This window comes from Tautonia sp. JC769 (assembly GCF_040717455.1).
Taxonomy (GTDB): domain Bacteria; phylum Planctomycetota; class Planctomycetia; order Isosphaerales; family Isosphaeraceae; genus Tautonia.
Genome location: NZ_JBFEFH010000001.1, coordinates 583,897 through 598,746, shown reverse-complemented (window position 1 = coordinate 598,746; position 14,850 = coordinate 583,897). Strand labels below are relative to the sequence as shown.

General features: G+C 66.2%; 12 protein-coding genes. 9 read left to right on the top strand and 3 right to left on the bottom strand.

From position 1 onward, the window contains the following. Nucleotides 1–155: 155 nt before the first annotated feature. From AB1L88_RS02410 to AB1L88_RS02400, 3 genes are all read left to right on the top strand, one after another. Nucleotides 156–782 (top strand): sigma-70 family RNA polymerase sigma factor, encoded by a 627-nt coding sequence (locus tag AB1L88_RS02410; protein WP_367095025.1) that lies wholly within the window; start codon nt 156–158, stop codon nt 780–782. 41 nt (nt 783–823) lie between these two features. Beyond that, nucleotides 824–1,555, top strand: coding sequence for a hypothetical protein (locus tag AB1L88_RS02405; protein ID WP_367095024.1), 732 nt, complete (start codon nt 824–826; stop codon nt 1,553–1,555). Between the two features lie 112 nt (nt 1,556–1,667). After that, nucleotides 1,668–2,909, top strand: a complete 1,242-nt coding sequence (locus AB1L88_RS02400; protein WP_367095023.1) for a PDZ domain-containing protein — start codon at nt 1,668–1,670, stop codon at nt 2,907–2,909. A 102-nt stretch (nt 2,910–3,011) separates the two neighbouring features. Here the strand turns inward: AB1L88_RS02400 and AB1L88_RS02395 are convergent, their stop codons facing one another. Beyond that, on the bottom strand, nt 3,012–4,271 hold the full coding sequence (locus AB1L88_RS02395; RefSeq protein WP_367095022.1) for a hypothetical protein: 1,260 nt from the start codon (nt 4,269–4,271) through the stop codon (nt 3,012–3,014). 209 nt (nt 4,272–4,480) lie between these two features. Between AB1L88_RS02395 and AB1L88_RS02390 the strand changes: the two genes are divergently transcribed. Then, on the top strand, nt 4,481–5,134 hold the full coding sequence (locus AB1L88_RS02390; protein ID WP_367095021.1) for a bifunctional precorrin-2 dehydrogenase/sirohydrochlorin ferrochelatase: 654 nt from the start codon (nt 4,481–4,483) through the stop codon (nt 5,132–5,134). A gap of 277 nt (nt 5,135–5,411) precedes the next feature. Next, on the top strand, nt 5,412–6,728 hold the full coding sequence (locus tag AB1L88_RS02385; RefSeq protein WP_367095020.1) for a UDP-glucose/GDP-mannose dehydrogenase family protein: 1,317 nt from the start codon (nt 5,412–5,414) through the stop codon (nt 6,726–6,728). A 142-nt stretch (nt 6,729–6,870) separates the two neighbouring features. On the opposite strand, the gene AB1L88_RS02380 is transcribed toward AB1L88_RS02385, so the two are convergent. Continuing rightward, a complete protein-coding gene (locus AB1L88_RS02380) occupies nt 6,871–7,776 on the bottom strand; it encodes a hypothetical protein (RefSeq protein WP_367095019.1) in 906 nt (301 codons plus the stop codon). Nucleotides 7,777–8,088: 312 nt separating this feature from the next. Between AB1L88_RS02380 and AB1L88_RS02375 the strand changes: the two genes are divergently transcribed. Next, nucleotides 8,089–9,291, top strand: coding sequence for a hypothetical protein (locus tag AB1L88_RS02375; protein WP_367095018.1), 1,203 nt, complete (start codon nt 8,089–8,091; stop codon nt 9,289–9,291). A 210-nt stretch (nt 9,292–9,501) separates the two neighbouring features. Beyond that, nucleotides 9,502–10,341 (top strand): NIPSNAP family protein, encoded by an 840-nt coding sequence (locus tag AB1L88_RS02370; protein WP_367095017.1) that lies wholly within the window; start codon nt 9,502–9,504, stop codon nt 10,339–10,341. A gap of 139 nt (nt 10,342–10,480) precedes the next feature. Here the strand turns inward: AB1L88_RS02370 and AB1L88_RS02365 are convergent, their stop codons facing one another. Further along, the gene (locus tag AB1L88_RS02365; RefSeq protein ID WP_367095016.1) at nt 10,481–12,073 is read right to left on the bottom strand and encodes an alkaline phosphatase D family protein; all 1,593 of its coding nucleotides are present in this window, start codon (nt 12,071–12,073) and stop codon (nt 10,481–10,483) included. 347 nt (nt 12,074–12,420) lie between these two features. On the opposite strand from AB1L88_RS02365, the gene AB1L88_RS02360 reads away from it, so the two are divergent. Together AB1L88_RS02360 and prpB are read left to right on the top strand one after the other, a co-directional pair. Next, entirely contained in the window at nt 12,421–13,929 is a 1,509-nt protein-coding gene (locus AB1L88_RS02360; protein ID WP_367095015.1) for an MmgE/PrpD family protein, read from the top strand. Beyond that, nucleotides 13,929–14,831, top strand: a complete 903-nt coding sequence (gene prpB, locus AB1L88_RS02355) for a methylisocitrate lyase (protein ID WP_367095014.1) — start codon at nt 13,929–13,931, stop codon at nt 14,829–14,831. Before AB1L88_RS02360 ends, prpB begins: the two co-directional genes overlap by 1 nt. Nucleotides 14,832–14,850: the final 19 nt, after the last annotated feature.

Here is a 14,850-nt window from a genome sequence, read left to right as displayed (position 1 = left end):
TTCCCCCTCCGAGGCGTCGGCCGGATCCCCGCGGCCGACCAACACGAAACACCTTCCCGACAAAGGGATTGCGACGAAAACGAGGGTTCCCGACCCGTCCTCCCCGGGAAAAATGTCGCAAGGAGCGGGCGGCTGCGGCAACGATTCTCCCTGGAATGGCTGCACCCTCATCCTCCTCGCTCACGATCGGTTCGGCTCCCGGGCCGGAGGCGCTCGACTGGTCGGCCGTACTGGCCGAACACGGTCGGTGGCTCCGTACCGTCATCCGTGCCCGGTTGGGAGAGCCGCAAGGGGTCGAGGAGGTGCTGCAGGAGGTCTCGCTTGCGGCCGTGGCCCAGCGATCGCCCGTCTCGGATCCCGCTCGGATCGGCGCCTGGCTCTATGGCCTGGCGGTCCGTCAGGCATTGCTCTACCGGCGTGCCCAGGGCCGCCGCCGCAGGCTCAACGCCCGCTATGCCGAGGCCCGTCGGGCCCGCCCGGACGACGGGCCACCCGATCCGCTCGACTGGCTGCTCGCCTCGGAACGCGACGGCCTGATCCGACGAGCGGTCGACGATCTGTCGCCCAGGGACCGGGAGCTCCTGCTTTTGAAGTACACCGAGGACTGGTCGTGTCGACAGCTCGCCGATCGCCTCGGGCTCTCCGAGTCGGCCGTGGAGGCCCGCCTGCACCGCGCCCGGGCTCGCCTCCGGGCGAAGCTCGACCGCAGCATCAGACCCCTCGATTCAGCAGCGTTGCGGCGGACTCCTGGCCCCGAAGGCTCCGCCTCGTGCCCTTCCTGATCCCCGACCGACCGACTCCCCCGGTGACGATGCGACCGCCAATGGATGCCCATAACACCCCAGAACCGATCCGGGCCGAGGACCTCGACCGACTGGCCGACGGTTCCCTGACGGCCGCCGATCGGAGGGCCTTGCTGGCCCGGATCAACGCCGAGCCGGACGGCTGGCGACGCTGTGCCCTGGCGTTCCTCGAAGCCCAGGCCTGGCGAGACGCCATGGGGACCATGACCGCTTCGCCGGCGCAACCACTTGGTCACTCGAACGAACGGTCGAGAGGGCCGGCCCGATCTCGCCTGGTCCCGATGACCGTGGCGGCAGGCCTGATCGGGGCCTCGTTCCTGCTCGGACGCCTGACCGTCGGCACCGAGACCGATGTACCGCGGGCGATCGCCGTCCTCTCCGACTCGACCCGGCCGGGGAACGCGACCGAGCGAAGCGATCCGCCGGCCGATGAGATCGCCCCGAGCACGGAATCCCCCCCGTGGGGAGCCGAAATCCAGGCGATCGGATATCTGAGCATGCCCTTGGATGGCGCCCCGGAGGCTCCGGTGGTCGAGTTGCCGGTCCTGGCTGGCCCCGGGATTGACGACCGCTGGCTCCGCGATCAACCGTCGTTCGTCCCCGAGGAATTCCGGAAGGGCTGGGAAGAGCTCGGCTACGAGGTCGAGTCGCAACGTCGCCTCGTCTCCGTCCAGATCGACGAGGAAGGCCGTTACCTGACGATCCCCGTCGACGAGGTCCTTTTCCGATCGAAGGCGCCGATGACGTACTGATCCCGATCCGAATTGGTCGGATCGGATCGGATCGGATCGGATCGCGGTCGGTGACGGCGTCGGACCCATCGTTCCTGCCCCCTCGTTTCCTTTTGATTGAGGAACAATCACGATGTTCGCATCCAGATCCGCAACGACAGCCCTGGCGCTGGGCCTCTGGGTTTGCCTCGCCGCCCCGGGCACGGCCCAGGCACAGGACGAAGCACGGCCCCGGGGTGATCGGGACGAATCGCAACCGCCGTTGCAGTTTCGGAGGTTCCAGGGTCGCCCCCTCGACCCCGAGCAGATGGAGCGCATGAACGAGGCGATGCGGCAACTGCAGTCCATGCAGCGTCGTTTCCCGGGCCAGGTCCGCGAGATGCCGCTCGACCGCCTGGCCGAGCTGTACCAGCAGGCCGGTCCCGATCGCTTCGTCGACGTCTTCCGGTTCGACTCCCCCGCGATGGCCCGGCTCGGCCTGGTGCTTCGGCCCGTGCCGGAAGTCCTGCGGTCGCACCTCGACCTGCCCGAGTCGGGGGGGATGGTCGTCGACGTCGTCGCGGAAGACGGCCCCTCAGCGGGCGTGATCGAGGTGAACGACATCCTACTCAAGATCGGCGAGACCGCCATCAACGAGGTGGCCGACGTCGAGAAGGCCCTCGAAGCGACGGAAGGGGACGAACTCTCCGTCACCGTGATGCGACGGGGAGAGGAGCAGACGGTCACGATCGAGCGGGCCGGACCCGCCAGGCCCGAGGAGCCTCAAACCGAGGAGGCCTTCCGCCTTGGCATCGTGATCAACGAACCTGATGATGCCATCCGAGCCCAGCTCGGCCTGGAAGAAGGCCAGGGGGTGATCGTGATGGAAGTCGCCCCCGAGAGCGCCGCCGAGAAGGCAGGGATCAAGCCGAATGACGTGCTGATCTCGCTCGACGGCGAGCCGATCGCGGGAGTGACCGAACTCGCGGAGCTCGTCCAGGCATCCGGAGGCGAGCCTATTAGCCTGAAGCTCCTCCGAGACGGCGAGGAGACGACGATCGAGGCCACGCCGGAGACAGTCTCGGTCGCTCCCGCGACGCCGGAAGGACCGCGGGGCTCCCGTCCCCCCTTCGAGATGCGTTTCTTCGGCCCGGGTGTCATGATTGACCCCGAAACCGGCGCAATTCGGCCAGGTCCCGGCCCCGGATTCGGCCGTCCCCGACTGCCGAATCCGCCCCGGGAGTCGAGGGACGCCCCGATTGCTCCGGAGCTGGAACGTCAGCTCAACGAGCTGACCGAGCAGCTGAAGCAGCTCCGCGAGGAGGTCGAACGCCTTCGGCAAGCGCGTCCCGAACGGCCGGGCCGGCCCGGCCGACGTGGTCCCGAAGGGGCCTGACGCGGTCAAAATGGGGAGAACCCGCCCCGATCCGACGTCTTCACCGAGCGGGGCGATCCGCCGACGCGGGTCGCCCCGGAGGTGTCCCGGCAGGTCGATCCCTCAGGGCCGGGTGACGTCTGAGACGTCGACGAGATAGAGTTGCCTCGTCTCGTCGATGTGGGCCGAGTCGATGCAGACCTTCGACCCATCCCGGTTCCATCTCGGGTGCAGGTCGCAACGAACCGGACCGGTGAGCGAAGGGGGCAGGTAGAACGCGCCGACCTCGACGCGGAGGTTGTCCTCGGGCCGGTAGACCATCAGGGTCTGCATCCGGTCGGAGTCGGGATAGGTGTCGTTCAGGACCCATCGGCGATCGGGCGAATAGGAGCAATGGCCGTCTCGGGGCAGGACATCCTGGCCCATCGGCTCGATGCTCCCGGTCTCGATGTCGAAGAGATAGAAGGCATTCTCTCCTTCGGCGGAGACGCTCCAGGCGAGGATGGTCCGGTCGTCTCTCCAGTCGAAGTGGGAGACCATGCCGGTATCCTGAATCAGGCGAATGTCCGATCCATCGGGCCGGGCCACATACATCCGGGTCCCCCAGCGCGATCCCGGTTTCCCCCACCGGTGGAGGAAGATGAAGAAGGAGCCCGAGGGGTTGAATTGCAGGTGGTTGAACCAGTGGTGCGCGTCGCTCGTGAAGCGATCGTCGGGTTGGTTCGAGGCGGCCCAGGCGATCGGGATGATGAGCCGGTTCGCCCCGGCCGCCAGATCCATCGCGTAGATGCCGGCCGATTCGGGCGCGGGGTCCTCGGGATACGCCTCGGGGATCGCGTTGTAGCCGTAGCCCGGGCGTAGCCGGTTGAGGCGGTCGAAGTCGAGGGTGACGGCCGTCGTGGCCGAGGTGTCCACCGCGTAGATCGGCCGGGGAAGGGTCCGCGATTCCCCCGAGTGCACATCCCGGATGACCGAGACGTAGCGATCGCCGTCGACCTGGTTGTAAATGATCTGGCGGTCGGGGGCGGAGCCGAGCCACTGGAGCATGGTCCCTTGCTGCCAGGACCAGGCGGCCGTGCGGTCGATCGGGATGAAATGGTCGTTGTCCTCGAGGTCGATCATGCCGACGACCAGCTCATCCCCGGGGGCGGGCTGATGATCGCAATAATCGTTCTGCATCCCGAGCAGGTAACGGCCCGTCTGGTCCCAGGGGCATTTGTCGTAATAGCCGAAGAAATGCGCCTTCGGGCCGGTGGTGACGGCCCGGACGGGCGCCTCGACCCGGACGATCTCGGCTCGGGATCGGCGCGGGAGGCTCAATTGGGCGGATGACAGGGCAGCTCCGGCGGACACCTGACGAAGGAAGCTACGGCGGGTCGGCATCGGATACAATCTCCTCATCGCGGGCCTCAGGTCGAGTCCGCAGCATAGTCGCCCGGTCGACCCCTGTCGATGAACGGTTGGATCGCGATCGACCTCTTTCCGGGCGTCGCGTGCCCCCTCGCGGCTCGATCGGCCGGCGCGGAGCGAGGCCCGACCGATCCCCCGGCGAACGTCGTCGATCGCCCCTCGAAGGGCCGGAGCACTCGTTGATGTCAGGTTATCCGATCGTTCTGCAACTGGCCGGTCGGCTGGCCGTCGTGGTGGGGCTCGGGCCGGTCGGCCGCCGAAAGGCGCTGGGACTGCTCGACGCGGGGGCAAGGGTCCGGGGGATCGACCCGGCCGGTTGGGACGCGGGACCCTCCTCGAACCTCATGGTCGAGGAGGGACGATACCGGGATGCCCACCTCGACGGCGCGATGCTGGTCTTCGCCGCCGCCACCCCGGAGGTCAACGCCTCGGTGGTTCGCGACGCCCATCGCCGGGGCCTGCTCGTAAACTCGGCGAGCGAACCGGCCTCGGGAGACTTCGCGGTCCCGGCGTCCTGGCGATCGGGGCCGATCCTGCTGAGTGTCTCGACCTCCGGTGCCGGCCCGGCGCTGGCGTCGAACCTCCGTGATCGTGCGGCGGGGGCCATCGGGGCCGCTGCGTCGGAGCAGGCGAGGCTCCTGGTCGACCTCAGGCCGATCGTCCTCGAACGGGTCGCCGACGAACCGACCCGCCGGGCGATCCTGCGGACCTGGTCCGAGGCGCGATGGCGTGATCGCTGGGCTGAACTCGGCCGGGAGGGGGTCCGGGCGGAATGGCTCAGGATCCTGGATCGGTTGACGAATAAAGACGGGGAGGAACACGTTCGTCGAGAATGATGATCCCACTTGACACGCGATCCAACCGGGCTTGTCGGATCTTCGATGCTGTCAGATAATGCCCGAATACCCCGAGGATCGATCGCGGATTCTGGAAGGAAATCTCCGCGGCTTCGATCAGTTCTTGGGAAGTAAGGAACGCTCGGTCCATCGTACCCCGCAGCAGGTCCTAGAGTCTCTCAAGAAGAATCGGCCGGACCATGCGGTTTTGGATCCAAGAGATGATCCACCGAGGACCGGGTCACCCCTGCTCCACACCAACTGAGGACGGATCGCCGTGAAGATCGCCGTCATCGGCACCGGATATGTCGGCCTGGTTCAAGGTACTTGCCTGGCCGACAGCGGCAACGACGTGGTCTGCGTCGACAAGCTGGAAGAGAAGATCGAAGGCCTGAAACAGGGCCGGATTCCCATCTACGAGCCGGGCCTGAGTGAACTGGTCCACCGCAACTTCAAGGACGGTCGGCTCCAGTTCACCACCGACCTCGCGGAGGGGATCGCGGACGCGGAGCTGATCTTCATCGCCGTCGGGACCCCTCAGGGAGACGACGGGGGCGCGAACCTCGGCGGCGTCTGGGCCGTGGGAGAAGAAATTGCCCGGCATCTCTCGGACCGCGATGAGCCGAAGATCATCGTCATCAAGAGCACCGTCCCGGTCGGCACCAACGCCGAATTGACCCGCCGCATGTCGCTGTTGACCGACGTGCCCTTTCATGTCGCGAGCAACCCCGAATTCCTGAAGGAAGGGGCGGCGATCGAGGACTTCACCAAGCCCGACCGGGTGGTGATCGGTGCCCGAACGCCCGAAGTCGCCGAGAAGCTCCACGAGTTGTATGCCCCGTTCCTGAGGACGGATCGGCCGTTCCTGGTCATGTCTCCCGAATCGGCCGAGATGACCAAATATGTGGCCAATTGCATGCTGGCGGTGAAGATCAGCTTCATCAACGAGATGGCGAACCTCTGCGAAGCCTATGAGGCCGACATCAACGATGTGCGCCGAGGAATCGGCCATGACCAGCGCATCGGCTTCCACTTCCTCCATCCCGGGGTCGGCTACGGCGGCAGTTGCTTCCCGAAGGACGTCCGGGCGATGGTCCACATGGCCCGCTCGAAAGACATGCCGAGCCTGATGATGGAAGCCGTCGACCTGGTCAACGAGGCGCAGAAAACGGTCCTCCCCCGCAAGGTGACCGAGTATTTCGGCGGCCCGGACGGCCTGAAGGGGAAGACGATCGCCGTCTGGGGGCTGGCCTTCAAGCCGAAGACCGATGACATTCGCGAGGCCCCGGCCCTGGTGCTCATCGACGCGATGCTCGCGGCCGGGGCCTCGGTGCGTGCGCACGACCCGGAAGCGATGCCGAACGTCGGGGAGATCTACGGCGATCGCGTGACCTTCTGCGATCGGCCCTACGATTGCCTAAACCAGGCCGATGCCCTGGCGATCGTGACGGAATGGAACGAATTCCGGAATCCGGACTTCGACACCATGCGACGGTTGCTGCGCACCCCCGTGGTCTTCGACGGTCGCAACCTGTACGAGCCGGAACGGATGACCGAACAGGGATTCACCTATTTCGGGATCGGTCGATCCTGATTCCGTTCCGCCGTTCGACGAAAAAACCGCTGGATCGACCGAACGATCGATCCAGCGGCGAGGTCTTGACCAGTCTGCAGGTCACCCGGGTCGGGGCCCTTCTCGTGGGAGAATTCGCCCGACCTCGGATGCGGCCCGAGCATTACGAGGGGTCAACGGCGAAGTACTCCTTGACGCGATCAAGGAAGGTCGTGTCGAGCAATCGTTCGTCGTTGCCGTCGAGTTTCGGAGCGGTCTCGCTCTGGAGATACTCCTTGGTCGTCGGGATGCTCACCACCAGTTCGTAGCGGTCGTCATCGGCCCTGGCCTCGAGCTGGAGCATCGAGAAGGGGACCGGGACCTGGTTTTTCCCGAGGCCGGCCACCCCGCCATACCCGAGGATGCCATACGTCGCCCGGAAATCGGGGCCAAGGATGACATCGTCGACATTGGCGATCGAATCGTCTCCGGCCTGACCGCGGACCTCCGCGTCGGTCAGGGCATCGGCGCGGAAGAGGAAGGAGTCGTCGCCGGTCCCCGAGTCATCGCCGACCGCATCGGCATCGAAGAACTGGCGGTTGGCCTGGACCCAGTTCGCATCCCGCAAGGAGGCGAGCGAGCCCTCCTCGAGCACCGGCGCCTGGTCGAGCTGGTCGCCGGTCATGTTGAGCTGGTAGTGCCAGTTCCGATCCTCGTCCTGGGCGAAGGTCCCGACCTGGAATGGTACGGCGATCTTGTCGCCGCCCACGCCGGCCAGGCCCCCACGGCTCAGCAGGACGTAGTGGGGGCGCCCCTGGGCGTCCATGATCAGGTCGCTGATGGCGGCGATCCGCCCCTCGTCGCCGGGCCCTCGGGCCTCTCCCCCGAGCAGGTCGCTGACGCGGCGAAGGCTGGCTGAGGCGTCGACGGTCGCGGTCCGCTCCTCATCCTGGAGGACGGCGGTATCGGCGGGCACTTGCCGTCCGACTTGCGGCGCGGGGCGTTCCTCGACGACCTGGGCGAACGAGGCGCCGGTCATCACGAGGCCAGCGACGCACGAGGCCGAAAACACGTTTGCCTTGATCATCATTGTTTCTCTCTTTCAGTGTGTCTCTCTGCGGGTGGCACCTGGTCCATGAAGGTGCCGGGAACTTGCCTCATCCCACGGTCGGACCGCCGTCGGCCCCGAGGGCTCGATCCCGATCCGGCCGTGTGACGGGCCCCATCAGAGCACCAGCATCTTCTGTTCCGCTTCGGGCCGGCGATCGACCAATTCGTCACGGGCCCGATTGCCTTGCGATTCGGCATACGAGTTGCGGAATCACGGAGACTTAGGCCCGGTTGTGCGATCACGGTGACGCACGAACGGCGATCGCTCTTGCCTTGCAGGGAGACAACAGCCATGGCAACTCTCATCCGGCTCCGGCGCTCAGGGCGCGTCCGGGTCAATCGAAGTGCGGCCCCGATGGTCGCGATGCTCGCACTCGCCTTCTCGACCCAGGCCCACGGCCAGGTCGCCCCCGGTGGCTTCTACGGCGGATACGGCTGGGGAGGCTGGGGGGGCGAGACCGTCGCCGGCAGCGGTTTCCGAGGGATGGGGGCCTTCGCCCGTGGCCTGGGAGCGGGCGACCTCCAGTCGGCCCAGGCGGACGCCGTTCGCACCCAATCGTTCATGGAACTGAATGAGTATCTCTACCAGTCGGCCAGGCTCCACCGGCAACGGGCCGCCGCCCGCCGGCAGGCGAGCCAGGAGCAGGTCGACGAGGCCCGGGAGGAGCTGAGGGACCGTCGGACGAACGATCCCACCCCTCGCGACATCGAATCGGGCGACGCGATCAACAACATCCTCTACGACATCGACAACCCGGCCATCCCCGACTCGGTCGTCCGGGACGCCGCCGACGGGATGACCATCCCGGGCTCGGCGATCCAGAAAATCCCGTTCATGTTCACGCACCGAGGCACGGCGGTCTCGCTCCGACGGCTGACCTCCGATGGTCCGGGGTGGCCTGCGGCGCTCCGGGATGATGCGCTGGCCCCCCTGCGGGAGCGGTACGAGGGGATCATCGAACAGATCCTGGAGATCCCCGAGGGCGAGACCGTCCCGAGCGAGCTGCTCACCGAGGCGAGGAATGTCCTCGGCGAGATGTATCGATCCGTGCAACAATCCGACCTCGAGGGGCCGACGGCCGCGGAGGCGCTCAGGCACCTGAAGGCCCAGGCGGCCATGACGACCATGCTCGAGGAACCCGAGGTGAAGCAGGTGATCGACGAGGCCGCGAATGTCGAACAGGTGACCTTGCCCACGCTCATGAGCTTCATGCGGTTCTACAATCTCCAGTTCGGCGCCGCGGAGACGCTGGAGGAGAAGAGCCTCTACCGCGACGAGCTGTACCCGAAATTCGCCCAGCTTCATCAGTCGTTGCGCGAGCAGTTCAACGATGAATTCCCCGGGTCGAGCCAGCAGGATGGGGAGCAGTCGTCGGGGAACTTCACCGGCGCGTTCGAGGGGCTCGATTGGGACGCGCTCGGGATTTCCTCGCGGCCGCAACCCGAGCCTTCGGATCGGGACTCCTCGGACGGGAGCCTCGACCCCTCCCCATGACCGACGGGTGTGGATCGCGACCGAGGACGATCGTGAAGGGTAAACGCTTCAACGATCGTGCCCCCTGGCCCGACGAGGCACGACCTCGTCGGGCCAGCTTGCGTTTTCGCACCGATTCGCCGAATCTCAGTCGTGCTCCCGCTTGACCTCCCTCGGGCGAGGCGGATAGAACGGTCAAGCGGTTCAACATCCTTCAGGGAGACGCTTGCAATGACCCGCCCCCTGTTCCTGGCGACCTGTTCGTTGACGACCATCATGCTCGGTGCCGCGACCGCGACCGCGACCGGAGCGGAAGAGCCCGTGATGACCTATCAGCTTCGATCGTACACCACGGCCCCAGAGAAACTCGACGTCCTGGTCGAGCGGTTTCAACGCGTCAATCTCCCCTTGTTCCAGAAGCACGACATCACCCTGATCGGCGCGTGGACGCCCCACGAATCGGACGAGGGGGGCGATCGCCTCGTCTACCTGGTCGGTTTCCCGAGCATGAGGGCGGCTGAACTCTGCTGGAAGAACTTCGCCACCGATCCCGAGTGGATCAACGCCTTCGAGCGGGAGAGACGCATCCACGACGACGTCGTCACGCACGTCGAGACCGTGTATCTCAGCCCGACAGACTACAGCCCCGCACTCCCCGACATTCACGGAAGTGATCGGCCGCCGGTCGGATCTGAGGGCGAGCCCGAGAATCCGGAGGGCGCGGTCGACGATCACCGCCTTTTCGAACTCAGGCGATACGTCGCGAGCCCCGGGAAGCTTGACGACCTGAACAAGCGATTCCGCGAGCACACCCTGGAGCTGTTCGAGAAGCATGGGATGACGAACATCCTCTACACCATGCCGATCGAGGCCGACCACGGGGCCGATTCAACATTGGTCTATTTCCTCGCGCACCCGAGTTATCCGAATGCGTTGAACGCCTGGGAGTCGTTCCGCGGCGACCCCGCCTGGAATCAGGTCCGCGAGGAGAGCCAGCCCGACGGCGTCCCGCTGGCGGCATCGGTCGAACGCTGGATGCTCGTCCCCACGGAATTCAGCCCCTTGAAGTAATGACCCGGGATCGCGGCGAGCCCCCGAGCACTCCCGGATGCAGCGGGGGTTCTCCGTGACGAATGTCGGGTGACCGCCCTGGTCAAGGCGTGCTCACCCGCCGGGGCGGATGTTCACGACGTACCCGAATCGGCTCGGATCAACTCTGCTCGATGCTGGGGCGTCCGGCCTCGACGACGAACGACCCCTTCGTCACGACAGGGGCCCCAGGCTGGGTCACTTCCTCCACGACCTGATAATCGCTCTGCCACGATTTCGGGGTCACCGTGCATCGCACATAGCCGCGCTGCGCGTTGAAGAACCGGACTCCGGGGTTCATGGCGAGCCGTTCTTCCAGGTTGGGGAGCGTCGCGCGACCGTTGCCGCCGCTGGAGATCGAGGTCCCGACGAACTCGCTCGCCACGACGGGGGAATCCGGTTCGCGGTCGTCGACGCGCAGGTCGTTGGCCCAGTTCGAATGAATGTCGCCGGTCAGGACCACCGGGTTCGGGACCTTCCGATCCTGCAGGAACCGCATCAGGGCCATCCGCTCCGAGGCATAGCCGGGCCACTGGTCCATGGAATGGATGACCTGGCCGTCGTCGGACGGGAATCCGACCATGGCCATCATGACCTGTTGCGCCAGCACGTTCCAGGTGGATTGCGACTCGAGCAGCTCGGCATGGAGCCACCCCAGCTGGCGGTCGCCGAGCATCGTGTTCCGGCGGTCGAGCGCGGCCTCGTTCAGGGGGCTGTGGCGGTCGTTGTTCGGCTGGTCCGAGCGGTACTGCCGCGTGTCGAGCACCTGGAAATTCGCGAGCCGCCCGAACGTCACCGTCCGGTACAGCTGCATGTGAGGCCCCCGAGGCAACGATCGCCGACGCAGGGGCATCATCTCATAATAGGCCTGGTAGGCATTCGCACGCCTCAGGAGGAAATCGACCGGATCGACATCCGGCTCTTCTGAAATAGCGCCTGCGCAGTTATTATCGAATTCGTGGTCATCCCAGGTGACCACCCAGGGGCAGGCCTGGTGCATGGCCCGCAGCATCGGGTCGGTCTTGTACTGGGCGTGCCGGATGCGGTAGTCGGCCAGCGTCTCCAGCTCGGGCCCCTCGTGCTTCCTGACCTGCCCGTCGCGACCACGACCCTCGTAGATATAATCGCCCAGGTGGAAAACCAGGTCGAGTTCGTCGTTCGCCATGTGCTCGTAGGCGGTGTAATACCCCGACTCATAGTGCTGGCACGAGGCGAAGGCGAATCGGAGTCGATCCGGGAGCGAGCTCCGCTCCGGCATGGTCCGCGTCCGACCGACCGGGCTCTCGGCATCGCCGGCTCGGAAGCGATACCAGTACCAGCGGTCCGGCTCCAGGCCGTCGACCTCGACGTGGACCGCATGAGCGAGTTGGGGGGTGGCCACGGTCGTGCCCTGCTGGACGAGATCCTTCATGCCCTCGTCCGTCGCCACCTCCCACCGGACCTCGATCAGGTCGGCGGGCATCCCACCGTCGGGGGTCAGCGGGTCGGGGGCGAGCCGGGTCCAGAGGACCATGCCGGTTGCATCCGGGTCGCCCGAGGTCACCCCCAGGGTGAACGGGTCGCGATCGAACGCAGACCGTCGGAGGACCCTCCCCTCGACACGAGTCCCCAGCAACGGAACCGCTGCGAGGGCCGACGCGTAGGACAGGAACAGTCGACGCGAAACGCCGCCTTCGGCGTGTGCGGCGTCCCGGAGGTGTCTCAGATCGAGCATGGCGAAATCCCGATTCAGGCAGGAAGATGAAGTCGTCGGCCCGTGATCTTGCGTCGACTGACGCGACGCAATGCCGCCGACAGAGGGCGTTTCCGACGTCCGGACTCGGCCTCGATTCACGACGGGAGCCCAGGATACCGCGCCCCGCCGCCCGAGGCTCATGAAGTTTGGGGGAAACTTCGCCCCCCCGCTCCCGGCTCGGAACCGGGTTCGGGACCTCGGTAGGTGCCCCTATCGGGCCTGTGCAGGCTGACTTATGATGTCAGGAATTGCCCGAGGCTCGACCGACGCCCCGGACCGTGTGACGAGGGATCGGGGCCGGCACTCTCCCGAAATGATCGATACCCATGCAAGCGACGCGCGTCCGAGTTTACCCCTCATCGCAGGCTCCCGAGCGATCCGAGCAACTTGCCTGGAAGCTCGCCCGTGTCGCGGCCGAGAATCCGCCGCTCGACCCGGACGTAGTGGAAATGGTGATCAATCGCCTGATCGATAATGCAGGGGTCGCCTGCGCGGCCCTGGCTCGAAAACCGGTCGTCACCGCCCGGCAACAGGCGATCGCTCACCCTCGGCCGCTCGGGGCGACCGTCTTCGGCCTCCCCCGAGACGTCCGGGTCCATGCCGAATGGGCGGCCTGGGCGAATGGGACGGCCGTCCGCGAACTGGACATGCACGACACGTTCCTCGCTGCCGATTACGCCCACCCCGCCGATTCGATCCCCCCGCTCCTTGCCGTCGCCCAGCAATGCGGCCGGTCGGGGGCCGACCTGCTGCGCGGGATCGTCGCGAGCTATGAAGTCCACGTCGCCCTGGTGAAGGCAATCTGCCTGCACGAGCACAAGGTGGATCACATCGCCCACCTCGGCCCGGCCCAGGTTGCCGGGATCGGGGCGATGCTCGGCCTCGATTGCAGCGTGATCTACCAGGCCATCCAGCAGGGTGTTCACGTCTGCATCACCTCCCGGCAGTCTCGCAAGGGTGAGATTTCCTCCTGGAAGGCGTACGCCCCGGCTCACGCCGGGAAACTCGCGATCGAAGCGGTCGATCGGTGCATGAGGGGAGAAACCAGCCCATCGCCGATCTACGAGGGTGAAGACAGCGTGATCGCCCGATTCCTCGACGGCCCCGAGGCCGAATACCTCGTCCACCTGCCCGATGACGACGAACCGCGACGGGCCATCCTGGAGACGTACACCAAGGAACATTCCGCCGAATATCAGGCGCAGGCATTCATCGATCTTGCCTTCGGCCTGCGCGATCGCATCGCCGATCTCGAGGCGATCGATACCATCCGCATCTTCACGAGCCACCACACCCACTACGTCATCGGCACCGGCTCTGGAGACCCCCAGAAGTTCGACCCCCAATCCTCCCGGGAGACGCTCGACCATAGCCTGATGTATATTTTCGCGGTGGCGCTGGAAGACGGCCGTTGGCATCACGTCGACAGCTATCGTCCCGAGCGCGCGGCCCGGCCCGGGACCGTCCGGCTCTGGCGGAAGATCGCGACGGAGGAAGATCCCGACTGGACCGCTCGCTACCACGATCCCGACCCGGATCGCAAGGCGTTCGGCGGCCGGGTCGAGATTCGGATGAATGACGGCCGGGTGATCTCCGAGCAACTCGACGTGGCCCACGCCCACTCGCGGGGGCTCCGCCCGTTCGCCCGAGACGGCTACGTGAAGAAGTTCCGACAACTGACGGACGAGCATCTTGACCCGGTTGAGTCCGAGCGATTCCTCGGGGCCTGCCTCGACCTGGTCCAGATCCCAGCCGGCGACCTCGATCGACTCTCGTTCGAGGTCCCCGCGGGTCGGCTCGGGCCCCCAGGCGCCGCCCAAAGGGGGATTTTCTGATGCTCCACGCCCATCAGACCCCCGCCCAGAAGCGGAAAACGCTCCGGCAAGCGCTCTCTCGGGGAGATCTCCTCCGCCTCCCGGGGGCCTTCTCCCCGCTCGTGGCCCTGATGATCGAGCGCCTCGGCTTCGAGGGGATTTACCTCTCGGGCGCGGTGCTCGCCGCCGACCTGGGATTGCCGGACATCGGGCTGACCACGCTGAGCGAGGTTTCCTCGCGGGGCCACGCGATCGCCCGCGTGACGAACCTGCCGGCGATTGTCGATATCGACACGGGTTTCGGCGAGCCCCTCAACGCCGCCCGGACCATCCAGGTCCTCGAGGACCTGGGCCTCAGCGGCTGCCACCTGGAAGACCAGCGCAACCCGAAACGCTGCGGCCATCTCGACCACAAGCAACTCGTGTCCCCCGAGGAGATGGCCCAGAAGATCCGGGCCGCGGTCGAGGCCCGTCGCGATCCCGACTTCCTCCTGATCGCCCGGACCGACGCCCGGGCCTCGGAAGGGATCGACGGCGCCATCGACCGCGCCCGCCGCTATCTCGACGCGGGCGCGGACGCCATCTTCCCCGAGGCGCTGGCGAACCGCCACGAATTCGAGCAGGTCCGCGAGGCGATCGACGCCCCTCTGATTGCCAACATGACCGAATTCGGGAAGTCTGAGCTTCTCGACGCGAAGACGCTGGGCGACCTCGGGTACAACATCGTCCTCTATCCCGTCACCTCGCTCCGGCTGGCCATGCATGCCGTCGAATCCGGGCTCCGGACCATCGCCGAGCACGGGACCCAGCGTGAGCTTCTCGACGCGATGCAGCCCCGGTCGGAACTCTACGATTTGCTCGACTACGAGTCGTACGCCGCGTTCGATCGCAATCTCTTCAATTTCAGACTTCCTCAGAAATGATCGTTCGCTTTGTTTTTCC

Coding starts and splice junctions, on each gene's coding strand:
- AB1L88_RS02410 (WP_367095025.1), top strand. CDS start 156: ATGGCTGCACCCTCATCCTCCTCGCTCACGATCGGTTCGGCTCCCGGG.
- AB1L88_RS02405 (WP_367095024.1), top strand. CDS start 824: ATGGATGCCCATAACACCCCAGAACCGATCCGGGCCGAGGACCTCGAC.
- AB1L88_RS02400 (WP_367095023.1), top strand. CDS start 1,668: ATGTTCGCATCCAGATCCGCAACGACAGCCCTGGCGCTGGGCCTCTGG.
- AB1L88_RS02395 (WP_367095022.1), bottom strand. CDS start 4,271: ATGCCGACCCGCCGTAGCTTCCTTCGTCAGGTGTCCGCCGGAGCTGCC.
- AB1L88_RS02390 (WP_367095021.1), top strand. CDS start 4,481: ATGTCAGGTTATCCGATCGTTCTGCAACTGGCCGGTCGGCTGGCCGTC.
- AB1L88_RS02380 (WP_367095019.1), bottom strand. CDS start 7,776: ATGATGATCAAGGCAAACGTGTTTTCGGCCTCGTGCGTCGCTGGCCTC.
- AB1L88_RS02375 (WP_367095018.1), top strand. CDS start 8,089: ATGGCAACTCTCATCCGGCTCCGGCGCTCAGGGCGCGTCCGGGTCAAT.
- AB1L88_RS02370 (WP_367095017.1), top strand. CDS start 9,502: ATGACCCGCCCCCTGTTCCTGGCGACCTGTTCGTTGACGACCATCATG.
- AB1L88_RS02365 (WP_367095016.1), bottom strand. CDS start 12,073: ATGCTCGATCTGAGACACCTCCGGGACGCCGCACACGCCGAAGGCGGC.
- AB1L88_RS02360 (WP_367095015.1), top strand. CDS start 12,421: ATGCAAGCGACGCGCGTCCGAGTTTACCCCTCATCGCAGGCTCCCGAG.
- prpB (WP_367095014.1), top strand. CDS start 13,929: ATGCTCCACGCCCATCAGACCCCCGCCCAGAAGCGGAAAACGCTCCGG.